The organism is Lacticaseibacillus salsurivasis (assembly GCF_036246225.1).
GTDB classification, from domain to species: Bacteria; Bacillota; Bacilli; order Lactobacillales; family Lactobacillaceae; genus Lacticaseibacillus; species Lacticaseibacillus salsurivasis.
In genome coordinates, this window is sequence record NZ_BTTP01000003.1 from 95730 (window position 1) to 118587 (window position 22858).

Here is a 22858-nt window from a genome sequence, read left to right on the forward strand (position 1 = left end):
GAGGCAACTATGAATATTCTGATTAAAAACGCCGCAGTCAAAGGGCCGCAAGCCTTCACCGGCGACATCTTGATTGAAGAGGGCAAGGTGACGGCGCTCGGCCGCCATTTATTCGCGCCGGCCGAGGCCACCATTATCGATGCGGCAGGCAAGGCCGTCATTCCCGGCTTAGTTGATGTGCACGTGCACTTCCGCGAACCAGGCTTTGAGCAAAAAGAAACCATCAAGACGGGTGCTGCGGCCGCAGCGCACGGCGGCTTTACCACGGTGGTGGCAATGCCAAACCTCAACCCCGTGCCAGATAACGTGGCGGATTTAAAGCGCTTGGTCGCTAAAAATCACAGCGACGCCAAGATCCATGTTGAGCAGTTTGCCGCAATTACCAGCGGCCTGCATTCCAATGACCTAACCGATTATGCCGCCATGCAAGCGGCTGGCGCGCTGGGCTTTTCCAACGATGGGGTGGGCATTCAAGATGCCGCCACCATGTATCACGCCATGCAAGGCGCCGCCGCGGTCAACGCGCCGATTGTGGCTCACATTGAAGACAACGGCTTGATGGCCGGTGGGGTGATTAGCACAGGCTCCAAGGCCCAGGCCTTTAACCTGCCGGGCATTAATCATGTCAGCGAATCCGCCCAGTTGGCCCGCGACTTGACCTTGGCGGAGGCCACAGGCGTGCATTACCACGCCTGCCATATCTCCACCAAGCAAAGCGTTGAGCTGATCCGCGATGCCAAAGCGCGCGGGGTGCATGTCACCGCGGAAGTCACGCCGCATCATTTGTTGCTGGATTATGAACACATTCCGGCCAACGATCCGAATTACAAAATGAACCCGCCGCTGCGGGCCGAAATGGACCGGCTAGCACTGATCGAAGGCCTGGCAGATGGCACGCTGGATATGATTGCCACTGACCACGCGCCGCACACGGCTGAAGACAAAGCCGGCGACTTCAAGTCTGCGGCCTTTGGCATTGTGGGCAGCGAAACAGCCTTCAGTCTGCTGTATACGAGCTTTGTGCGCAGCGGCAAGTTCACGTTAAATCAACTGCTGAACTGGATGAGCACCAACCCCGCCAATGCGTTTGGGCTTGATGCCGGCACCATTGGCATCGGTCAGCCCGCGGATCTGACGTTGGTGGATCTGGACACGCCGTTCACCATTGACGCCAACACCTGGTACTCCAAAGGCAAGAACAGTCCGTTCATCGGGCGCCAGGTATTTGGCAAGGTGATGACGACGATTGCTGGCGGCGAGATTGCCTATGAGGAGGAGAAGCTTTGAAACGCTATCTGATTTTGGAAGACGGCAGTGTGTTTGCGGGGGAAGGCTTTGGCGCCGAAACCGTCACCACTGGCGAAATCGTCTTTAACACCGGCATGAGCGGCTACCAAGAAACCATCACCGACCAAAGTTACAACGGCCAAATCATTGCCTTTACGTATCCGTTGATTGGTAACGCCGGCATCAACCGGGACGATTACGAAAGCATCAACCCCACGACCAAAGGCGTGGTGGTACGGGAAACGGCCCGCGTGGTCGGCAACTGGCGCGCCCAAATGACGTTGGATGAATTCCTGAAGCGCAAGCACATCCCCGGCATCTCTGGCATTGACACCCGCGCCTTAACCAAGCGCCTGCGGGAGGCCGGGACGATGAAAGCCAGCATCGTCGACGCTGCCGATGATCACGCCTTCGACCAGCTGCGTGCCTTGGTGCTACCGAAAAACCAGGTGCAGCAAGTGGCGACCACCCAGGCGTATCCGGCGCCTGGCACCGGCAAGAACATTGTGGTGGTGGACTTTGGCCTCAAGCATAGCATTCTGCGCGAGCTCGCCAAGCGCCAGTGCAACATCACCATTATGCCGCCAACCACGACGGCAGCCGAGATCTTAACCCTTAACCCAGATGGGGTCATGCTGACGAACGGCCCTGGCGATCCGAAAGACGTGCCTTTTGCCCTTGACATGATCAGAGGGGTGGAAGGGCACATCCCAATGTTTGGCATTTGCCTCGGCCATCAGCTGTTTGCTTTAGCCAATGGCGCCGACACTTTCAAAATGAAATACGGCCACCGCGGCTTTAACCATCCGGTGCGGGAAATTGCTACGGGCCGCATCGACTTCACCAGCCAGAACCATGGCTATGCCGTCGATCCTGCCAGCATCGACCCGGATCAATTGTTGGTCACCCATGAAGAAATCAACGATCACACTGTCGAAGGCCTGCGCCACCGGCTGTATCCAGCCTTCTCGGTGCAGTTCCATCCAGATGCGGCGCCGGGTCCCCATGACGCCGACCACTTGTTTGATGAGTTTATGGAAATGATGGATGCCTTTTCGGCCAGTAAAGGAGTAGCTCATGCCTAAACGCGACGATATTCACAAAATCCTAGTCATCGGTAGCGGCCCGATTATCATCGGTCAAGCCGCCGAATTCGACTATTCCGGTACCCAGGCCTGCCTGGCACTGCGGGAAGAAGGTTATGAAGTGGTGCTGGTGAACTCCAACCCAGCCACCATCATGACCGACAAAGAAATCGCCGATAAAGTCTACATCGAGCCGCTGACGTCAGAATTTGTCAGCCAAATCCTGCGCAAGGAATTGCCTGATGCGATTTTGCCGACCATTGGCGGTCAAATCGGCTTGAACCTGGCGATGGAGCTGGCAAACTCAGGCATCTTAGACGAACTCAACATCGAGCTGCTCGGCACCAAGCTGTCGGCCATCGACCAGGCAGAAGACCGCGAGTTATTCAAAAACCTGATGCAAAAACTGGACCAGCCGATTCCTGAATCCGCGATTGCTCATACCTTTGAAGAAGCCAAAACCTTCACTGAAACCATCGGCTATCCTGTCATCATTAGGCCCGCCTTCACCATGGGCGGCACTGGTGGCGGCATTGCCAAAAATGAAACCGAATTGCGCGACATCACCGAAAATGGCTTGGCGCTCAGCCCAGTCACTCAAGTGTTGGTTGAACGCTCGATTGCCGGCTACAAGGAAATCGAGTTTGAAGTCATGCGCGATGCCGCCGATAACGCCATCGTCGTCTGCAACATGGAAAACTTCGACCCCGTGGGCGTGCACACCGGCGACTCGGTGGTGTTTGCCCCAGTGCAAACCTTAACCGACAAGGAAGTGCAGATGCTGCGGGATGCCTCGCTGAAAATCATCCGCGCCTTGAAAATTGAAGGCGGCTGCAACGTGCAGCTGGCGCTGGACCCGAATTCGTTCAACTACTACGTGATTGAAGTGAACCCGCGGGTGTCGCGCTCTTCAGCCTTGGCTTCCAAAGCCACCGGTTATCCAATCGCCAAAATGGCAGCGAAAATCGCGGTGGGCTTGACCTTGGATGAAATCAAGAACCCGATTACCGACGCGACCTTTGCTGAATTCGAACCGATGCTGGATTACGTCGTCGCCAAAATTCCCCGGTTTCCGTTTGATAAATTCGAAAACGGCGACCGGACGCTGGGCACGCAGATGAAAGCCACCGGTGAAGTGATGGCCATTGGGCGCACGATTGAAGAATCGTTGCTCAAAGCGGTGCGCGGCCTTGAAGTCGGGGCGGTGCATCTGTGCCTGCCGGAAGCGGCGAACATGAGCGACGAAGCCTTAATGGCCAAAATCGTCACCCCGAATGACATGCGGCTGTTTTACCTCGCCGAAGCCATTCGTCGCCAGTTCACCATTCAAGAACTGCATGAACTCTCCAGCATCAACTTGTTCTTCCTGGATAAGCTGAAGCACATTGTTGAACTCGAAGATCAGCTCAAGGCGCAGCCGAATGATGATGACCTGCTCGCCGTCGCCAAGCGCAACGGATTCGCTGACGAAGAAATCGCCAGCCTGTGGCACACCACAATGGACACCATTCGCGACCACCGCCGGGCGCTGGGGCTCATCCCCGTTTACAAAATGGTCGATACCTGCGCCGGTGAATTTGCCTCCAGCACGCCGTATTTCTACAGCACCTACGAGCAGGAGAATGAAAGCCACCGCGATGAGCGCGAAAGCGTGCTGGTCTTAGGCTCCGGTCCCATTCGCATTGGGCAAGGGGTGGAATTCGACTACGCCACCGTCCACAGCGTGAAAGCCATTCAAAAAGCGGGTTACGAAGCCATCATCATGAACTCCAACCCAGAAACGGTCTCCACGGACTTTTCGATTTCCGACAAGCTGTACTTTGAACCGCTCACGATTGAAGACGTCCTGAATGTCATCGACCTGGAGCAACCCAAAGGCGTTATCGTGCAGTTCGGCGGCCAAACCGCCATTAACCTAGCGGCCCCACTGGCGGCCCACGGGGTCAAAATCCTCGGCACCAGCCTGGAAGATCTTGATGCCGCCGAAGACCGGGACCGTTTTGATGAAATCATCACCAAGCTCGGCATCCCGCAACCCGTCGGCGACACCGCCACCGCTAAGGACGAAGCCATTGCCATTGGCGAGAAAATCGGGTATCCTGTGCTCGTTCGGCCCAGCTACGTGCTAGGCGGCCGGGCGATGGAAATCGTGCACTCTTCTGCAGAATTGGCCGATTACATCGACCGTGCGGTGTCGGTTTCTAACGACCATCCGGTGCTGATTGACCAATACTTGGTCGGGACGGAGTGCGAAGTCGATGCCATCACCGATGGCGAAACCGTGGTCATCCCCGGCATCATGGAACATATTGAGCGCGCCGGTGTGCATAGCGGCGACTCAATGGCCGTTTATCCGCCGCAAGACTTCAGTGAGGATATTTGCCGTCAAATCGAAGACGCGACGATTAAGCTGGCCCATGCCTTGCATTGCATTGGCATCATGAATATCCAGTTCATCGTGCATGAAGGCACGGTTTATGTCATCGAAGTCAACCCGCGGGCCAGCCGCACCGTCCCGTTTTTGAGTAAGGTCACCGGCGTGGCGATGGCGCAAGTCGCCACCCAAGCGATTTTGGGCCTGCGCCTCAAGGACCTGGGCTTTACCACCGGCGTCTTGCCGAACCGGCCTGGGGTGCATGTCAAAGCGCCAGTCTTCAGCTTCAGCAAACTCAATGATGTCGATAGTATGCTAGGGCCGGAAATGAAATCCACTGGCGAAGTCATGGGTTCTGACACCACCGTCGAAAAGGCCTTGTACAAAGCCTTTGAAGCCAGCCACACCCATCTACCAGCCTTTGGTACGGCGCTGTTCACCGTTGCTGATGCGGACAAGCCGGAAGCAGTGGCCTTGGCCAAACGCTTCCGCGAAGTTGGATACCAAATCGTCGCCACCGCCGGCACGGCGCAAGCGCTGAAGGAAGCCGGTGTCCGCGCCGCGGTCATCACCAAACTGGGCGAAAGCGGGGAAGACGCCATCTTAGACGCCATCGCCGATCACAAGCTGCAAGTGGTCATCAATACCACCAGCCAAGACAAAGCCACTACCAGCGACGGCTACCGCATCCGCCAAGCCGCCATCATGCACGGCGTCCCGCTCATGACCAGCCTCGACACCGCCAGCGCGATTGTCAGAGTGCTCGAATCCAGAGCCTTCACCACGCAAGCATTATAGGCTGCGAAGGTTGGCGGGCTTAGGACGAGCGTAGCGAAACTGTAGGCTGCGAAGCACGATCGCTCGTAGCTTGCAGCCAACGCAACCATTCATTTTCACCACGTTGCTTTCAAGGAGGAACCATGGATCCCATCATTGCTTTAGATTTCGAAAAGCTTGAGACCACTCAAGCTTTCCTAGCTCAGTTTGACCCGACCACGCCGTTGTTTGTGAAGGTGGGGATGGAGCTGTTCTACCGTGAAGGCCCAGCTGTCATCAAGGCCCTGCAAACGCAGCGGCCAGTCAAAATCTTCTTAGACCTGAAATTGCACGACATTCCGCACACGGTCGAAAAAGCGGCTTACCAGCTCGGCCGGTTAGGCATTCAGCTCACCACAGTCCACGCGGCCGGCGGCAGTGCGATGCTCAAGGCTGCCAAGGCCGGGTTACTGGCTGGTGCCGCTGACGCCAACGTTCAGGCCCCTAAGCTGCTTGCCATCACGCACTTAACGTCGAGCACGCCGGCGATGCTGCGCAATGAGCTGTCAATTGCCACGCCACTGCCGCAAGCGGTGCAACACCTGGCGGCGGTAGCGCAGGCGGCCGGCGTTGATGGAGTGGTCGCCAGTGCGCAGGAAGTGCCTTTGATCAGAGCGGTGACGGCGCCAGATTTTCTCATCATCACCCCTGGCATTCGCCCAGCGCACACCGCGCTTGGCGACCAGAAGCGAGTCGTGACCCCCAAGCAAGCCCGGGAGCTAGGGAGCTCTGGGATCGTCGTGGGCCGGCCGATTACCCAGGCGAGTGAGCCAATCGCGGCGTACCAGCAAATCAAAGCAGAATGGAGCGATCATCAATGACTGAAATCGAAACCATCATTGCCCAAGACCTGTTAACCATCGGGGCGGTCACCTTGCGCCCGAATGAACCGTTCACTTGGGCCAGCGGGATTCACAGTCCAATTTACACGGACAACCGCCTGACCATCAGTTACCCAGCTGTGCGCACGCGCATTGCCGATGGCTTAGCCAACTTGCTCAAGACCCAGTTTCCTGAAGTGGCGGTGATCGGTGGGGTGGCCACTGCCGGCATTCCGCATGCGGCGCTGGTGGCCGACCGCCTCAATCTGCCCATGGTCTACGTCCGGAGCAAACCCAAGGATCACGGCCAGGGACGGCAAATCGAAGGCCGACTGCCGGCAGGCGCCAAGATGGTCTTAATTGACGATCTGCTGAGCACTGGCGGCTCAGTTTTGAAAGCCGCTGAGGACGCCAAGCGCGAAGGTGCCGATGTCATTGGGGTAGCGGCAATTTTCAGCTATCAACTCGCCGCCAGTACTACCAACTTCGCGGCGGCTAATATTCCGTTTGCAACTTTGACCAACTACTCGGCGTTGATTGAGACTGCCAAGCATTTAGGCCAGATCAACGACCAGGAATTGGCCCTACTTCAAGCCTTTCGGGCCGATCCGACCCATTGGCAAGCTTAAGACGTGGTAACCCGCTAGGCTGAGGCCTGGCGGGTTGTTTTTTATCCTATTTTGATTATTTTCTAAATAGAATTGTTTTCCTGCCGCTAAGCGCGTATCATCTAATTAGAGGAATTTCGAAATAGTTTGCAAAGGAGGCGCGCAGCATGGCAATGAGTGACACGCTCAAGGCGATTTCTGATCCGGTGCGCCGGCAGATTTTGGAGTTACTCCGCAAGCAATCTTATGCGGCAGGAGAAATTGCCAGCCACTTTGAGCTTAAGCCAGCGACAGTATCGTATCATCTGAAACTGCTGAAGGAAGCCGGCTTGATTACTGAACGCAAGGACAAGAATTTTATCTACTATGACTTAAACGCTAGTGTCTTTGAAGAAGTGCTGAGCTGGATCTACAGCTTGAAGATGGGAGGGGAACACGATGAGCAAAAATAGAAAATGGTTGCTGGTGCTGACTAGCTTGGTGATCGTGGCCCCAATCGGCTACGGTTTGGCCAAATATGACGCACTGCCTGCGACGATGGCGACGCACTGGGGCCTGAACAATCAGGTGAATGGCTGGATGCCTAAACCCATGATGGTGTTTGGCCTGCCACTGCTGATGCTGATCATGCAGTGGGTCGTGCTGGGGGCGACTTGGTTCAGTGCTCGGCATGGTCAAGCGGCACCGAAACTCGAACGGCTCACCGCCTGGCTGCTGCCGCTGGTGACCGTGGTTGCGTATGTGATGACGGTGCGCAGCAATCTGGGCCAGCCTGTCGATGCCCGCTTCTGGGCGCTACTGCTCGTGGCGGCGATTTTCATCGGGATGGGCAATTACCTGCCCACCGCGCCGGTAGAAGGGGGCCGCTGGTTTGGTTATGGCTATCATGCGCCTTGGAAAATCAATAACTATGCCGGCGCGAAACGCGCTTTAAGGGTCCTCGGTTACACCATGGTGATTGGCGGTATTGCGGTGCTACTCAGTTTGTTCTTTGCCCCAGTGGTGTCGATGGTGATCGTCATGGTCATTGTAGTCGTCATGCTGGTGCTGAGTCTGGTTTCGATTAAATGGACGCGTTAATGCCAAAGCACAGCCATAAGCGCTGGTTTGCAGCTTCTGCAGCCGGCGTTTTTTGCGCGGAATGGCAGCCATCATCACCGGCCGCGTGGCGCTTGTCGCCTCATGTAATCGGTTACTTTCTTGTTGTATCAAAACCCTGAATGCGCTAAGCTAACGAGGAATAGACCACACAAGGAGGCCATGATATGTCTGTCACTTTGGAAAAATATGGCGACTTCAAAGGGGAGCCACTGTATGAACTGACCTTAACCAACCACAACGGCATGGTGGTGAAGCTACTGAACTACGGCGCCACGTTGGAGCAAGTGCTGCTGCCAGAAGGTGGGCACCACACCAATGTCATTTTGAGTCTCGATTCGCCGGCCGCCTATCACCAGGAGCGCAACTTCCTCGGTGGCACCGTTGGTCGGGTCATCGGCCGAGTGCCAGGTCATTTGTGGCATCGGGGCAGTGAATCGGTGTCCCTGCCGGCCAATGAAGGCGACAATGCCATTCATGGCGGGGATGACGGGCTCGACCAACAGGTATGGAATCTCAGTTATCGCCAGCAAGCCAGCCAAGATCAAGTCACTTTCACCGAGTTAGACTTTGCCGGGCACAACTTATATCCAGGCAACGTCAAAGTGACCGTGGTGTACACCCTGGATGACGATAACCAGCTGCATTACGACCTGACGGCGACCACCGATGCGATGACGTTGTTCAATGCTACCAACCATGTCTACTTTGCCTTGGATGGGGCAGACGCAACGGTGGATGAAACGACCTTGGAGCTGGCCAGTGATTACTATGGACCGCTGGCGGCCAATCACCTGCCGATGAGCGGCTGGCAGCCAGTCGCCGGCACGGTGTTTGATTTCCGGCAGCCGCAAAAACTGGGTACCGTGATGGCGCAAGTGCAAAATGGGGCGGGCTTAGATCATCCCTTCTTGCTTAACAATGACGTCGCTGCGACTTTGACCGGGGCGAGCGGCCGGCAAGTGACCATGACCACCACGGCCCCAGCTGTCGCTGTATACACTGCCAATCACTTCGACGGTACGGGTATTGCCCACAATCTGCATCAGCATAGCGGCGTGACACTGGAGGCGCAGGTGGCACCTCCTTCCGGGCAGGACTGGTCGGCGCTGACCTTGATGCCAGGCCAGCCTTATCATTTGACCACCACTTGGGCGTTTCGGACGCCGCTCTAACGCAAAAATGACTCACCGCAGTGAATTCAGCTGGTGAGTCATTTTTGGTTGGTGCGGTTTACAGCGTGGGGGCTTGGCGCAGCTTAGCGACCACGGCTTCATCTGGCGTCACCGCCACGGTACGCTGACCTTCATACACCACAAAACCCGGCTTAGCGCCATTAGGTTTGCGAATTTTCTTCACTTCGATCCAGTCCACTTGCACATTCGCGCTGGCGCGGCTCTTAGAGAAGTACGCCGCCAGCATCGCGGCTTCCATCAGTGTTTTATCGCTCGGTTTGGCAGCGTCGATAATGACATGTGAGCCGGGCACGTCTTTGGCATGGAGCCAGATGTCAGTTTTCGCGGCTTTGTGCAGGGTCAGCTGATCGTTTTGCAGGTTATTCTTGCCAACCCAGATGCGGGTACCATCAGAAGCCCAGAACTGTTCCGGTTGGGCCAGCTTGTGCTTCGGCGCCTTTTTGCCGCGCTTTTGCACCTTGAGGTAGCCACCTTCCTGCAGCTCCTCGCGAATATCGGCCAAGTCTTTGGGACTGGCAATTTCGATTTGCGCCATGACGCCGTTGAGGTAGTCAAGTTCCGCCTGATTTTGGGCCATTTGCTCGTTCACATAAGCGACCGCATTGCGTAGTTTTTGGTAACGCGAGAAGTACTTCTGGGCGTTTTTAGAAGGGGAAAGTTGATTGGATAAACTGATCTTCAGCGGCTTCATGTCGTCATAGAAGTTCGGCAAGGTGACGCTGCTTTGACCGCGCTCAACTTGCGCCAGGTACGTGGTCAAGATTTCACCGCGAATGCGATAATCATCGGCCTTCTCGGTATCTTGCAGGGTTTGGGCGAGTTTGCGCTGCTTCTTGGCATCGCGTTCGATGAGCGTGCGCAGCGGGCGAATCAGATTTTCGCCTTGGGATTTGACCCGGTCGTGCTCGGCTTTTTGGGCATAGAACGCGTCAAGCATTTCACTGAGGGAGGCAAACTGCTGCGTCTCGCCAGGGTTGGTTTGGTACGGCACCGGCGAAAAGGCGACCTTGGCGTTGGTGGTGATGGTCGGCGTTGGCGTCTTCAGGGCAGTGAAGAAGGCGGCCCAGGCCGCATCTGCATCCCCTTGAGTCAGGCGCGCGGCCAATTCCTTGGCGGTGTCTTGCGCCAAGCCTTGGTAGTGGCGCTGCAGCAGCTGTGGCAGTGGCACGTCGCTAGTTTTCATTAGTTCGCGGTAGCCGCGGCTGGTGTCGGTGAAGGGATCGACTTTATCCTGCTGCGGCGGCGCGATGTAGGTGGCGCCAGGCATCAGCAAGCGGAAGCGGTCCTGATCGGGACCGACATGGCGAATCAAGTCGATGATTTTGTTGGTGCGCAGGTTGACCAGGGTGATGTTGGAATGCCGGGCCATGATTTCCACCACCAGCCGCAAGCTCAAATCATCCCCGAGTTCATCGCGGGTGGAAAAGTCCAGGTGCAGCACCCGGTCATTGGCCACCTGGGTGAACGACTGCAAGGTCGCGCTGGCCAAATACTTGCGCAGGGTCATGGTGAAGTTGGTCGGTACCTTCGGATTTTCAAACGGGATGCGGGTGATTTGCACCCGCGCGTACTGCGGATTGGCCGACAGCAAAAGAGGCCAATTCTTGCGGTTCGCGCGAATGCCCAAAATCACCTCATTGGCATAAGGTTGGGTAATTTTATTCACCCGGCCGCCGACCAGAAACTGCAACTCAGCCGTCATGGTATGGGTAAAAATTCCATCAAAAGACATAATGACCTCTTTCTGCTCACTTGAGCCAAAACACTGCTTATTATTGTAGCTGTTTTGCGCCGGCCGTGCAAAATTGGCAGCGGTTTGACGCTAGGCTAGCCGGATGTTTGCACCCACTCGGCGCAGGGCAGCAGGCCGCTTGACTAGCGCGGCGGCGCGGTTGATTTTCGTAACCCCCTTAAGCATATTTCAGGCCGGCGGGTTCAAAAAGCGGGGTTTTCATGGTATGCTAATGAGAGCTAATTTTAACAAAGCAGGTGAAGTAATGAAGATCGCCATCGTGACCGATAGCACCGCCTATCTATCCGCTGACCAAATCGCAGATAACCACATCAAAATCATTCCGATTCCTGTCATCCTCGATGGCAATGTTTACGATGAAGGCAAAGACATCACTTCGGCTGAATACTATGCCAAACTCCGCACCGCCAAGACTTTCCCCAGCACCTCACAGCCGCCGCTGGGCGAGGTCCTCAAACTATACGAAAATCTGGCCAATGAAGGTTACGATACCATCATCAGTATCCACCTGGCAGCCACCATTTCTGGCTTCGTCGAAACGCTGCGCGGCGCCGTGGCTGACTTCAAGCCCGCCCATGTCATTGTCTATGACTCTCAAATCACCGTTATTTTGATGGGAGAGTTGGTGTTAACCGCCGCGAAAATGGCAGCGGCTGGGGCCGATGCCGACAGTATTATCAAAACGCTCGATCAGCTGCGCGCAACGCTCGGCGAGTACTTCATCGTCAATGACTTGCAGAACCTGGTACGCGGCGGCCGGCTAAGCAATGCCGCTGGCTTCATCGGCGGCATGCTAAAAATCAAACCGCTGTTGACCTTCGACGAGGAAAGCGACAAGATTGTCGCCTTTGAAAAAATTCGCTCCCTGAAGAAAGCCTATAGCCGGGTGGAAACCTTGTTCGGCGAAGCGCTGGCGCAGGTCGACTATCCGGTGAAGGCCTGGGTCATTCACGCTAACGACCCGGAAGCCGCTGCCGCTTGGCGTGCTGACCTTGAGGCTAAATTCCCCGATGTCCCATTTGAGACTTCGTACTTTGGCCCGGTGATTGGCACCCACTTAGGTGAGAAAGCCATTGCCATTGCTTGGATGCAAGATTTCGCCAAAACCGAGAAGTAACCATAAACCAGCCGCATGCGGCTGGTTTTTTGGTATGATTGAACCAGACCATCACGTTCAGAATCGAGGCAATGACATGTTCATCAAAGCATCCACCAAGCCCGGCCGCATTTTAGCCGCCCACACCGCTTACAGCGGTCATATTTTTGAAGTGATTCAGCAAACCATCGACACCCCAGACGGTCTGCGCGTTGAGCGCGACTTGATCAAGCACGCGCCAGCCGTGGCGATGCTAGCCCTGACGCCAGATCAAAAAGTGCTGGTCAACCGCGAATATCGCGTTGGTATTAATGCCGAGGCCTTCGCGCTACCGGCAGGGTTGATGGATCCCGGCGAAAATCCCGTCGTCGCCGCTCGCCGCGAATTGGCCGAGGAAACTGGCTATGAAGCGGGCGAGATCAGTGAAATGTGTGCCATTCGCTCCAGCGAAGGCATGACTGATGAAACGGTGCACCTGATGCTGGCGCAGATTGACGAAACCAAGCGCACGGCCCAGCATTTTGACCAGGACGAATTCGTCACCAGTCAGCTCGTGCCCCTGGCCGACGTGATTAAAGCGGTGCAGTCAGGCGCGATTGGCTCGGCGCAAAGCGTTGCCGCCGTCAGTTATTATTTGGCATTTATTGAAGGGAAAACGAATTAATGAGTTTAAAAGACGTTAAGTTTATTGCCACCGATATGGATCACACGTTGCTAACGGAAGCCGGAACGCTGCCGCCGCACCTCGACGAGCGGCTCGATCAGCTCGAAGCGCTGGGAATTCAGTTCGGCATTGCCAGCGGCCGGCCGCTATACACGCTGCGCGATTTGTTTCCGCGCCATGAGCGCTTGACCTTGGTTGCCGATAACGGCGCCGCCATTTCGCATCACGGCCAAATCATCAGCAAAACGCTGTTGCCCCAAGCGGCTTATCAGGCCATGGTCAAAACCATCAGCGAAGCAACTGACGGCTCACCGCTGATTTGCGGGTTGGACGGCGCCATCGCGGCCACCGCCGACCAACAATACGATAGCGTCTTTCGCGAGTTTTACCACCAGCTGAGCTTTCGCGACGATTTGGCCAGCTGGGAAGGGGAGGCCAACAAGGTAACGATTTACCTGCCCAATGGGGATAGTCAAAAGGTGTACGATGAGCTGATTGCGCCGCAGTTCGCGGCTGATTTTTCCGCCGCGGTGTCCGGCCCAGTGTGGATCGATATCATGCCCAAAGGCGTCGATAAAGGGACCGGCATGCGCGCCGTGAGCCAGTATTTGCACATTTCGACTGATGACATGATGGCATTCGGCGACACCTTCAATGATGCGGAAATGTTGGCGACCGTTAAATACGGTTATCTGGTGGCTAATCACGCTGAGGGAATGGCGCAATACGCCCGCTACCGCACTGCCAGCAATGATGACTATGGCGTGGTGCAAGTGCTTGACCAGGTGATTACGGCGCATCAGGACGCCAGAAAGTAGGCTCAGCATGACTTTTGAAGTAAAACCTTTTGTCAATACCAGTGGCCCGTGGTTGAGCCCGCAGGACGACATTGCGGCGTTCAAAGCCCACCTGGCTGGTGCAGAGCAGGTTGAATGCGGCGGGCAGGTGGTGGCTGCACTGACCACCTGGCGCAATCCGATGCATCCGTTTTTGCTGCGGTTTGCCACGTTAACCACGCCAATCGCTGACACCGTCAGTCAAAGTGAACTCGCCGATGTTTTGATTACGAATGTGGTGGCCCGCGCGAAGCAAAACGGCCAGCGCGGGCTGATGGCGGTAACTCCGGATACCATGTCGCCGCTCCGCTCGGCGATGGTGTCGCGCGGATTGCGCCGGATTCGCACCACCTTCCAGCCAAATCTGCGGCTCCAAGACGCCCAAACCGCACCAGTGACGCTGGCACCAGGCACCAAGCTGCTCACCCAAAGCGATATTCTCAACTCCGAGGTACTGACTGAGGCCCTCATTCAAACCACGTATCTCGCTTATCAAGGCCGCCACGCGGTGGATCAGGTCAAGCCATTCGCCGAAAAAGACTGGGCGCCGCGGATTTTAACCAACCTTGAGCCGACCGCGCCACTGGCGTTGGCGCAAGGGGAGACGATTGGCGCCTACTGCCTGACTTACTTGCGGCATGGTCACCTCGAATTTGGCGGCGCTTGGGGGGCTGATCACGGCTTGCTTGATGGGCTGCTGGCCTACACGTTGCCGGCCTTAGCCAGTCGCTACGAGACGCTGGCCGGCGCCTTTTCCGATACGGATGAAGGCGGCCTGCAAGTGTACATGACCTTCCCGGATCAACCTGAGGCCAAAGAATTAGGCGCGTTTGCACTGTTGTTCTAACCTGGAGGCGGCAACGATGAATAAAGGGATGGGCATTGTCAGTGGGATTCTGGAAAGCCTCAGCTGGACTGCGGTCATCTTAATTTTGATGATCACCACCAAACTGTTCATCGGCTGGTCACTATTTGCGATTGCGGCCGTGTGGTTGGTGCCGATTATTGCGGGCTGGATTTTGAAATTCAAGCGTCCGGCCGCTTAAACATAGGCTAGTTGCGCCGTCAGCCTTTTATGGAGGCTGGCGGTTTTTGCTTGGGTTTGAGCCGGTTAGGGAAAACGGGTATACTTAACCCCAATCAAAAGGAGTGACTGTCATGTCTGTTCAATTCAATGCCGCCGGGAAGATGAAGCCTGCCGTGCTCCGCCGGGGCGATCAAGTCGCCATTGTCAGTTTGTCGGCCGGAACGCTGGGGGAGGCTTTTGCTTCGCATCAACGCACCCGCGGCGTTCAACGCCTACGCGATTTTGGCTTGGTGCCGCGGTTTATGCCCAATAGTCTGCTAGGGATTGAACAATTAGCAGCGCACCCCGAGCTGCGCGCCGCCGATCTCAAGGCAGCGTTCATGGATCCGACCATCAAAGGCATTATTTGTGCGATTGGCGGGGAGGATACCTTCCGCTTGGCACCGTACTTATTTGAGGACCCCGAGTTTGTGGCTGCAGTAGCCGCCCAGCCGAAATTGTTCACCGGCTTTTCCGACACCACTATTAATCATTTGATGCTGTATCAGCTGGGCCTGCAGAGCTTCTACGGGCCCAACTTCCTTAACGACTTGGCGGAGCTCGATTACAGCATGCTGCCTTACACGAAGGCGACATTCGCGCACTATTTGAAAACGACGCCCACGACGGCTATCGCCAGCAGCCCGGTGTGGTATGAGGAACGCACCGACTTCTCGCCAGCCGCACTCGATACGCCGCGCATCAGTCACCAGGAAACGCACGGCTATGAGGTTCTGCGCGGCAGCGGCAAGGTCGCTGGCAGTTTGCTGGGTGGGTGTTTAGAAAGCCTGGACGACTTGCTGAAGGATCATTTGCCCGGCGAACAAGCCACCGCGGAGCAGTATCAACTGTTGCCGCCAGCCGAGCAGTGGCGGGGCAAGATTTTGTTTATCGAAACCAGTGAGGAGCGGCCTGATCCAGCCAGCTACCAGGCCATGCTCGAACATCTCAAGCTGCACGGCCTGCTGAATGAAGTGGCCGCCATTATTGCCGGTAAGCCGCAAAACGAACGTTACTACCAGGAATACAAAGCCTCGCTACTGGCGGCGACGGCAGACACGCAAACGCCAATTTTATTCAACCTCAATTTTGGCCATGCCTATCCTCGCACCAGCTTGCCATACGGGGCGCAGGCCTCGGTGGACTTTGACGTCAAAACGCTGACGATTGATGAACCATATTTCGCCTAAATCGAATCAAAAACCGCGGTGGCTCAACTGAGTCATCGCGGTTTGCGTTTCGGTTAGGCTTCGCGTAGATACCACTTGCGCAGGGCCAGGGCGGTGGCTTCCTGCAGATAGCGGACTTCGATTTCCTCATTGCCATCCCCTTGCCGGACATTGACGGCGAGATGCATGCGGTGTTGTGGTCGCATCCAAATGCTTTGACTTAACGTCACAGACTGGATTGCCTTGCGGGGAACGAAGAAGCGCTGGCGGGCAAACAGGCGACCAGTTTGCAACACCACCAGCTGCGGCGACAGAATCTGCAGCCCCGCGGCGCGACTGGCATAGCGGCCTTGGAAAAAGCCGACCACCGGCAGGATTGCGGCGACCAGACTAACCGCCATCAAGTACTGCGGCGCAAACTGCCAGGCTGCCACCAGCGCAATGACATCGATCCCGAGATACAGCAAAATGCCATTACGAATATATAGCCAGCGGTTAGGGGCCGGCACGGGGTCAAGTGCTGGCACTGAATTCGGCAACCAGTCGACGAAGGGCCGCATGACCTTCAAGGCGTCCGCCTCAGGCAAGACCGGCAGCAGGACCAAATCAGCATCATCTTCCTGCTCGGCTGCGTTGCTGGCGACCAGCGCCTGCACTGTGGCCAGATGGAGCCATTGCCGCAAGACGGTTTGCTTAATGCGAATCGCTTGCACATGCGCACTTTTCACACTGGTGGTGATGCGCTTGAAGTACCCGCGCTTGGTGGTCAGGGTCTGGCCATGGCGGGTCAATTCAAATTGATAATACCGCGCCAAAATGCCGAGATAACTGAGCAGCAAACTGACGCCAATGCCAAAGGCTACCAATGAAAGGACGACCAGCACCGCCAAATGCGCCAGATAAGCCATGGCTTCATGCTGCACGTTATCAGGGATCTTCTCTGCCAGATACAGCACGCCCAAAATGATAGGCATGACCCCGAAAGAACTCAGCGCGTAAAGATTTAGGTCATGCGAATCAATTTGATAATCCGCCTCGGCCTGACTCTGAGGCGTGGTGCTAGCAGGCGCGCTAGGCGCGTCGGCTGGCGAAGCGGCAGTCAATGCGCCTGCTTCATGTTGCCGGAGCTGCTCGATTTGATCGCCCACACTTAGCGGGACAGCAAGCAAACTGGCCTCGCCTTTATCGGTTTCCTGACCAGCGGTTTCGATGGTCAGACTTTCCAGTTGGAAGGGCCGCAGGAAAAACCACTGCTGGCGCTGGAGGGTCTGGACCCGGGAATAGGGGATGTGCCGTGCTTTGCGTTGAAAAATACCGCTCGTGACGGTGATGCCAGTGGGTGCTAGCAGGTAAGTGAACCGCCAGTAACGCAAGCCCGCGCGAATCAGCTCGTACCCTAGCAAACCAAGGATGGTCAAAACCACCCAGCGGTTCCACCAGTTGCGGGTTGCGGCCACAATCAGGACTAACACCAGCCAGCGGAACCAATTGCGTAACGCATGCCCCGTCATCATTAGGAGCGCCATGGGGGCCAAATGCTTAGGCTTCATCGCGGGCCTCCATCGCCAGTTGCATAATCTGATCGCGTAACTGCGCCGCCACCGCTGGCGTCACGCCATCGATTTCGTGTTTGGTCGAGGCCGTTTCGATGCTGACCGATTGCAAATGGTAATGCGCTAGCACTGGACCGGCTTCCAGCGTAACATTCTGGATGCGCGTGATCGGCAGTGCCTCTTCTTTGCGGAAGATGGCGCCTTTTTTCAGGTAAACGGCGTCTGGCGTGATCTGATACCGCCAAAAGGCATAGCGATAGGGAATGAGCACTAGGTGAACGAGGGGATGCAGCACCGCCAGCGCCAGGGCAATCGCCACCAGCCACAGCGGCCAGGCCCACCAACTATTCGCCACCCATAGCGCCGCGGCCAGCGCAAGCCAGCCCAGCGCATTCAATAGTGCCCCGATTACCCAAACCTGCTTGATTGTTGCCGGTAATTGCTCCGCCAAGAAAACCCCTCCAATGAACCCATATTTGAGCTTATTGTAGCATGAGAATTGGTGTCGCAGGAGAGGGGCGTCGCGAGAATTTTGACCAAATTGAACCTGCTTGTATCACCAACCTCGTTAGATGATAATAAGGCTTAATATCTAGGAGATGATGAGATGACCGACCGCTTTTATCCCACAGAATTAACGTGTTTTTGATTGGTTGAAAGTCAAGGACAGCTGCTGGTGATGCAGAAAATCGACTCCGAGTTCGCACCGTCAATGACCTTTCCAGGTGGCCATGTCGAACCCGATGAAGCCTTGACGGCCGCAGCTACGCGCGAGCTGGCAGAAGAGTGCGGGCTGAGCGTGGCGACCTGGCGTTTGGCCAGTGTGGTCAACTTTAAACGCGAGGACGGCCGCAAAGAGTTGATCTTCGTCTTTGCCGGCACCTTACCGGCACCAAAACAAACGCAGCATCGCGCTGGCACGAAGAACGAGGGGCAAACGCGTTGGCTGCCGATTGCTGAAATCGGCGCACTAGCACTCAATCCTGTGGTGCGAGCGGTCTACGACGCGTACCGCAGTGGTCAGGTGAAAGAACTCTATTTCAATTAAGTTGCTTACAACTCATCGCTAAATGTGCCATACTGAAGCTGGAGGAGCGCGTCAGAAAGGATGGTCAACATGTCAGTTTATGATTACACCGTCACGCGTGAAGATGGCACCAGCTATTCCTTGAGCCAATACCAAGGCCAGCCGCTGATCATCGTCAATACCGCGACCAAATGTGGCTTTGCGCCGCAATTTGAACAGCTTGAAGCCTTGTATAAGAAATATCAGGGCCAGGGCTTAATGGTTTTGGGCTTTCCGTCCGACCAGTTTCATCAGGAACTTGAAGATGGCGCTGCGGCCGCCCAAGCTTGTCGCACAACTTGGGGCGTCACATTCCCGATGCACCAAATGATCAAGGTCAATGGTGAAGACGCTGATCCCTTATTCGAGTACCTCAAAGCCGAGGCGCCGGGGGCGTTAGGTAATGCCATCAAGTGGAACTTCACCAAGTTTCTCGTTAATGGCGATGGCAAGGTGGTGGCGCGTTATGCGCCGAAGACGACCCCAGAGAAGATGGTGCCTGACATCGAAAAGCTGCTCGCCCAAGCTGAATATTAAACGGAGAAGAGGCTGATCGGCCTCTTTTTTGGGGGTTGAGTTTGAATTGTGCAAATTTTTGCCTTAGTCTAAACTACAGGTTAATCTAAACCTAGAGGAGGCCCGCCATGGAAGTCGATTTCATACGTCACGCAGAATCGGACATCACCGTTCACGATGATCAAACGCGTCCACTGACACCAAAGGGCCGGGCGCAAGCGAGGCAATTGGTTAAGCAGCTTAAGCAGTACCAGTATCAAGCCATTTATTCGAGTCCCCTGAAGCGGGCCGTGGCAACAATCCAGCCGCTGGCAAGCCAGCTGAACTTACCAGTTGTCGAAGATGACAGACTAATAGAGCGCAAGATGCCTGGATGGTGTGCTGATTTCAAGCTTTATCTGCGCCAACAATGGACTGACCTGGACTTCGCGGCCACCGGTGGTGAGTCCATTCACGAGGTCCAGCAACGGTATTTGGCGTTTCTGGCCTCATTACCAGATTCGGGGCCGATTGCGATTGCCAGTCATGGTACGGCGATGAGCGGTCTGGTAGAATTGACGATGCCGGGCCAAGGTTATGCTTATTTCAACGACCTGTCTTTCGCCGCTGTCACGCGGTTTAACTATACGAATGGTAGCTTAGTTTTGCTGGGGGTAAAACAATGAAACGATGGCAAATACAACTGATTATGGGAACAATCGCGTTAGCGCTAGCGGCTGACGCTTTGGCGTTGTTCGGTCAGCGCCGGGGATTAATTCTCGTATTTTGGGCCATCGAGATTTTGGCGTTGGACGCTCTTAACCGACGTGATCGCGCTGCGCGCAACCGAGATTTGGATGAGCTATGGCGACTGGCTACGAAACAACAATTTGATGTGGCAGCAGTGGCAGCCATGTTTCCTCATTGCGGTCGCCTGGATTTAGAGGCCAGCCGCGGCCCACACCGTCAATTTTACCCACCGGCCAAGCAAGTCAAGTTAGCAGTAACCAAGCTGGCGACATTGCCGATTCCGGGGCAATCCGTCTAGATCGGCTCATCACCGAAAATAAGGAGATCAGACCATGACGCTTTCTAATATCACCATCACCCAAGCGGATTTCCGCGCTTATCAGCATTGGTTTCAACAATACGACCGCTTCAGCCGCTGGTCGCTGCGGGTACTAAAAATACTCTTGGTGGTCCTGTTCGGGCTGGGGCTAGTCATTGGTTTGCTCGGGGATTGGCCGCAAGGGGCCGAGTTTATGGCCTTAAGCGTCTTTTTCGCCGCATTTTTCTTCGGCTTAGTCCGTTTTCGCACGGCCCAGGCCTTCAAAGCCAAGAAAAATGCGCCGCTCTATGCGCCCCGCACCATGGTCATCGACGAGACCGGCATCACCACAACCATGGCCACCAACACTGGTCACGCTGACTGGAGTGCCTACCAATACGTCGCTGAAACCCCAGAGGTCTTCATTCTGATGGTGGCCAAGAAAATGGGGCAGTTGATTCCTAAAAGCGGTCTGACCGATGCCCAGGTATCGGAATTACGGCAAATCATTCAGGCAAATGCGCCGGTGGCGGTTTTGATGCGGAACTAAAAAGATCACCTAGACGTAGCCGTGAAGGCCAAGCATCTAGATGACTTTTTTGAGTGATGTCGAGCTATTGCTCAAAACACACGAAAAACGGGCCACTGGACAGGGGACAAAAAAGCGCGATTATGCTTGCTGTAGTTCGTGTTCAAGGGCCTCGGTAGCGATGCGAGAGACATTTAAATGTCTTTCTTTGGCTAAATCGTTGAGATATTCGGGAACAGTAATCGTACGACGAACGGTTTTTGAGCATTGCCACTTTGCTTTTTCTCGATACCATTGGGCCATATCAACGGTAACGTAAACGATGCTTTCGTTGTCTTTAAGTGGCCATTTAGAAGGGTCCTGAGGCTTTGGATAACTTGTGGCGCCATCAAGCATGGTTGCAATCGCATCAACCGCCTCTAATGCTGCTTCTGTCCGTGTATCGCCTTGAGTGACCATCCCCTTGATGTTAGGGCTGGTGACGGTGAAATAATGTCCATCATCGTTATATTCAGCGAAAATCACAGGGTAGATTAAAATAGGATAGCTCATCGTAGACCTCCTTATGTGGACTTCTTAGTGGACTTCTTATTAGAGAGGGGCATAGCTGAACAATAGATTATTTCAAACCAATCTGTTTCATAATTGCCTCCTGGGTACCTTTACGTACCTCCCTGGCGTGAAAGTTGATTTCAGTCATACGACCGTCTGGGTGTTGATAACGGCGGTGACTTCCTTTACCGCCTTTAACGAGGACAAAACCTTGTTGCAATACAAGCCTTTCAAGTTTGGCGGGCTTCATTGGCATTGCTCATCAGCCTCCGTTAATACATATATTATACGTATAAAAATACTCTTGTAAAGCTTTTTGGCAAGTTAGGACTATTCGCTCATAACAGCGGCATTAATTGAAAATAGTAGTATCACGACGAGAAAAAAGAGTCAAATCAACTGTTTAGATAAATGTGAAAAGGGAGAACTACCAGTTTTGGCTTCTGTTTACGGAGCATAATGATTGCAATAATTGTGATAGCGGAGACCGTGCCATCACACTCAAGCTTAATCGATAAAACCAATAACTAAGGATGTGGCATTATGACCGCAATCAATCAATATCACGATTATGTTTACACCACGCCTTGGGGTGCACTATTTTATGAGCTCCTCTGGGCCCAACTAGAACCAGCTCTGCCAGAAAATGCCCGGATTCTGGACTATGGTAGTGGCTTCGGCAAAACGGCATATCACCTAGCGCAAAACTACGAGGTGGTTGCTTACGAACCGGACCAAGAGATGCTGCAGCAGGCTGAGACGGGTTTCACTCAGCTAGGGCGCAATGAGCGTTCGCAGCTGGAAACTCAGCAGTTCGATGTGATCTTGCTGCACAATGTGTTGGAATACGCGCCCAACCCAGCGGCGTTAATTGCCGACTTACAAGAGCATCTAACGGCCGGCGGCTGCTTCTCAATCGTGAAGCACAACGCAATGGGCCACGTTTTTGCCTCGGCAGTGCTCAATGATGATCCAGCCAAAGCCTTAGCCGAATACGACGGTGCAGCAATGCGATCACAATCGTTTGGAGCGATGAACCTTTACAGTTTGAGCGAGCTGACAACTTGGTTAGCGCCGCAGCAACACATCAGCCAGACTTATGGCTTACGCACGGTGTTTGGGTTATCTGCCAATAATGACATTAAGGGCACCGCAGCCTGGCACGATGCAATGTTCGCACTGGAGCAAAAGCTGGCCTCGGATCCAGAAGCACAAGCCGTTGCATTTTTCCAGCATGTCATCACAGCTGACTGAGGCGAAAATGAACTTGTTGAAGTTCTTGCTCGCTAAAATTTGAATTCCACATCGAAATTAATCGACACAACTTGACCATGCAGCACATGATGCCGGATGGTCATTTTTACTGGGGGAGAACCGCCGAAAACCCGGCAGACTTTGGCATATATTCTAGTTTACATAATATATATTATACGAAGTAGAGCTAGGAACTTAATCTGTCGGCCATACTGATCACCATCGTCTTCACGTTTAATCAATCAACCGTTTTCTCGTCTTCGTTCAAACCAGTCTTTTGGCACGGACAAATGATTCTGTCTTTTCGTATTCTCCCAGCTGCTGAATGGCGACTTATTGATGACTGTTGGTGCTCCCGCCGCTGACCACGCAATCACACTGGCACTACAGCCAACATTCTAACCTGAAAACCCGAAGCCATCATTGGCAACCAGACCAAGGATGTCACGCGAATACATTGCACAGTCGATCAACTATCTAGCCGGCTTCACC

The 22858-nt window shown here is 54.8% G+C and carries 25 protein-coding genes; 20 read left to right on the forward strand and 5 right to left on the reverse strand.

Translation table 11 applies throughout. From position 1 onward, the window contains the following. The first annotated feature begins 15 nt into the window (after nucleotides 1–15). From pyrC to AAA927_RS03995, 8 genes are all read left to right on the forward strand, one after another. Nucleotides 16–1287 (forward strand): dihydroorotase, encoded by a 1272-nt coding sequence (pyrC, locus tag AAA927_RS03960; protein ID WP_338216133.1) that lies wholly within the window; start codon nucleotides 16–18, stop codon nucleotides 1285–1287. Further along, nucleotides 1284–2372: a carbamoyl phosphate synthase small subunit gene (locus AAA927_RS03965; RefSeq protein ID WP_338215927.1), complete on the forward strand. Its 1089-nt coding sequence runs from the start codon at nucleotides 1284–1286 to the stop codon at nucleotides 2370–2372. Before pyrC ends, AAA927_RS03965 begins: the two co-directional genes overlap by 4 nt. Further along, nucleotides 2365–5544 (forward strand): carbamoyl-phosphate synthase large subunit, encoded by a 3180-nt coding sequence (carB, locus tag AAA927_RS03970; protein ID WP_338215929.1) that lies wholly within the window; start codon nucleotides 2365–2367, stop codon nucleotides 5542–5544. Before AAA927_RS03965 ends, carB begins: the two co-directional genes overlap by 8 nt. Before the next feature lie 122 nt (nucleotides 5545–5666). After that, complete coding sequence (gene pyrF, locus AAA927_RS03975) at nucleotides 5667–6383, forward strand: orotidine-5'-phosphate decarboxylase (protein ID WP_338215932.1); 717 nt, start codon at nucleotides 5667–5669, stop codon at nucleotides 6381–6383. After that, complete coding sequence (gene pyrE / locus AAA927_RS03980) at nucleotides 6380–7012, forward strand: orotate phosphoribosyltransferase (protein WP_338215934.1); 633 nt, start codon at nucleotides 6380–6382, stop codon at nucleotides 7010–7012. The genes pyrF and pyrE overlap by 4 nt, the downstream gene beginning before the upstream one ends. Nucleotides 7013–7158: 146 nt before the next feature. Beyond that, on the forward strand, nucleotides 7159–7443 hold the full coding sequence (locus tag AAA927_RS03985; RefSeq protein WP_338215936.1) for an autorepressor SdpR family transcription factor: 285 nt from the start codon (nucleotides 7159–7161) through the stop codon (nucleotides 7441–7443). Continuing rightward, nucleotides 7430–8071: a DUF1648 domain-containing protein gene (locus AAA927_RS03990; RefSeq protein ID WP_338215939.1), complete on the forward strand. Its 642-nt coding sequence runs from the start codon at nucleotides 7430–7432 to the stop codon at nucleotides 8069–8071. Before AAA927_RS03985 ends, AAA927_RS03990 begins: the two co-directional genes overlap by 14 nt. A gap of 185 nt (nucleotides 8072–8256) precedes the next feature. Beyond that, entirely contained in the window at nucleotides 8257–9264 is a 1008-nt protein-coding gene (locus tag AAA927_RS03995; protein WP_338215941.1) for an aldose epimerase family protein, read from the forward strand. Nucleotides 9265–9322: 58 nt separating this feature from the next. On the opposite strand, the gene AAA927_RS04000 is transcribed toward AAA927_RS03995, so the two are convergent. After that, nucleotides 9323–11017, reverse strand: a complete 1695-nt coding sequence (locus AAA927_RS04000; RefSeq protein ID WP_338215943.1) for an Rqc2 family fibronectin-binding protein — start codon at nucleotides 11015–11017, stop codon at nucleotides 9323–9325. A gap of 265 nt (nucleotides 11018–11282) precedes the next feature. Here AAA927_RS04000 and AAA927_RS04005 point away from each other — a divergent pair, with 265 nt between their 5' ends. The 6 genes from AAA927_RS04005 (at nucleotide 11283) to AAA927_RS04030 (ending at nucleotide 15890) form a co-directional block, all read left to right on the forward strand. Next, the gene (locus AAA927_RS04005) at nucleotides 11283–12155 is read left to right on the forward strand and encodes a DegV family protein (protein ID WP_338215946.1); all 873 of its coding nucleotides are present in this window, start codon (nucleotides 11283–11285) and stop codon (nucleotides 12153–12155) included. A gap of 76 nt (nucleotides 12156–12231) precedes the next feature. Next, entirely contained in the window at nucleotides 12232–12798 is a 567-nt protein-coding gene (locus AAA927_RS04010; RefSeq protein ID WP_338215948.1) for an NUDIX hydrolase, read from the forward strand. Next, nucleotides 12798–13616, forward strand: a complete 819-nt coding sequence (locus AAA927_RS04015; RefSeq protein WP_338215950.1) for an HAD family hydrolase — start codon at nucleotides 12798–12800, stop codon at nucleotides 13614–13616. Before AAA927_RS04010 ends, AAA927_RS04015 begins: the two co-directional genes overlap by 1 nt. A 7-nt stretch (nucleotides 13617–13623) precedes the next feature. After that, entirely contained in the window at nucleotides 13624–14481 is an 858-nt protein-coding gene (locus tag AAA927_RS04020; protein WP_338215952.1) for a hypothetical protein, read from the forward strand. A 16-nt stretch (nucleotides 14482–14497) separates the two neighbouring features. Continuing rightward, complete coding sequence (locus AAA927_RS04025; RefSeq protein WP_338215954.1) at nucleotides 14498–14680, forward strand: hypothetical protein; 183 nt, start codon at nucleotides 14498–14500, stop codon at nucleotides 14678–14680. 112 nt (nucleotides 14681–14792) lie between these two features. Further along, nucleotides 14793–15890 (forward strand): S66 family peptidase, encoded by a 1098-nt coding sequence (locus AAA927_RS04030; protein ID WP_338215957.1) that lies wholly within the window; start codon nucleotides 14793–14795, stop codon nucleotides 15888–15890. A gap of 53 nt (nucleotides 15891–15943) precedes the next feature. Here AAA927_RS04030 and AAA927_RS04035 read toward each other — a convergent pair whose 3' ends face one another. Continuing rightward, a complete protein-coding gene (locus AAA927_RS04035) occupies nucleotides 15944–17419 on the reverse strand; it encodes a PH domain-containing protein (RefSeq protein ID WP_338215959.1) in 1476 nt (491 codons plus the stop codon). Then, nucleotides 17409–17873: a PH domain-containing protein gene (locus AAA927_RS04040; protein ID WP_338215961.1), complete on the reverse strand. Its 465-nt coding sequence runs from the start codon at nucleotides 17871–17873 to the stop codon at nucleotides 17409–17411. Before AAA927_RS04040 ends, AAA927_RS04035 begins: the two co-directional genes overlap by 11 nt. Nucleotides 17874–18071: 198 nt before the next feature. Between AAA927_RS04040 and AAA927_RS04045 the strand changes: the two genes are divergently transcribed. The 5 genes from AAA927_RS04045 (at nucleotide 18072) to AAA927_RS04065 (ending at nucleotide 20581) form a co-directional block, all read left to right on the forward strand. Then, nucleotides 18072–18470, forward strand: coding sequence for an NUDIX hydrolase (locus AAA927_RS04045; protein WP_338215963.1), 399 nt, complete (start codon nucleotides 18072–18074; stop codon nucleotides 18468–18470). Nucleotides 18471–18539: 69 nt separating this feature from the next. After that, entirely contained in the window at nucleotides 18540–19025 is a 486-nt protein-coding gene (locus AAA927_RS04050) for a glutathione peroxidase (RefSeq protein ID WP_204118877.1), read from the forward strand. 107 nt (nucleotides 19026–19132) lie between these two features. Next, nucleotides 19133–19669, forward strand: a complete 537-nt coding sequence (locus tag AAA927_RS04055) for a histidine phosphatase family protein (RefSeq protein WP_338215967.1) — start codon at nucleotides 19133–19135, stop codon at nucleotides 19667–19669. Continuing rightward, a complete protein-coding gene (locus tag AAA927_RS04060; RefSeq protein ID WP_338215969.1) occupies nucleotides 19666–20031 on the forward strand; it encodes a hypothetical protein in 366 nt (121 codons plus the stop codon). Before AAA927_RS04055 ends, AAA927_RS04060 begins: the two co-directional genes overlap by 4 nt. A gap of 34 nt (nucleotides 20032–20065) precedes the next feature. Continuing rightward, nucleotides 20066–20581 carry a YcxB family protein gene (locus tag AAA927_RS04065; RefSeq protein ID WP_338215970.1) on the forward strand — a complete coding sequence of 172 codons (516 nt, stop codon included), beginning with the start codon at nucleotides 20066–20068 and terminating at the stop codon, nucleotides 20579–20581. A gap of 120 nt (nucleotides 20582–20701) precedes the next feature. Here the strand turns inward: AAA927_RS04065 and AAA927_RS04070 are convergent, their stop codons facing one another. Next, nucleotides 20702–21112: an antitoxin HicB gene (locus AAA927_RS04070; protein WP_338215973.1), complete on the reverse strand. Its 411-nt coding sequence runs from the start codon at nucleotides 21110–21112 to the stop codon at nucleotides 20702–20704. A 67-nt stretch (nucleotides 21113–21179) separates the two neighbouring features. Then, nucleotides 21180–21368 (reverse strand): type II toxin-antitoxin system HicA family toxin, encoded by a 189-nt coding sequence (locus AAA927_RS04075; RefSeq protein WP_338215975.1) that lies wholly within the window; start codon nucleotides 21366–21368, stop codon nucleotides 21180–21182. A 287-nt stretch (nucleotides 21369–21655) separates the two neighbouring features. On the opposite strand from AAA927_RS04075, the gene AAA927_RS04080 reads away from it, so the two are divergent. Then, on the forward strand, nucleotides 21656–22366 hold the full coding sequence (locus AAA927_RS04080) for a class I SAM-dependent methyltransferase (protein ID WP_338215977.1): 711 nt from the start codon (nucleotides 21656–21658) through the stop codon (nucleotides 22364–22366). The last annotated feature ends 492 nt before the right edge of the window (nucleotides 22367–22858 follow it).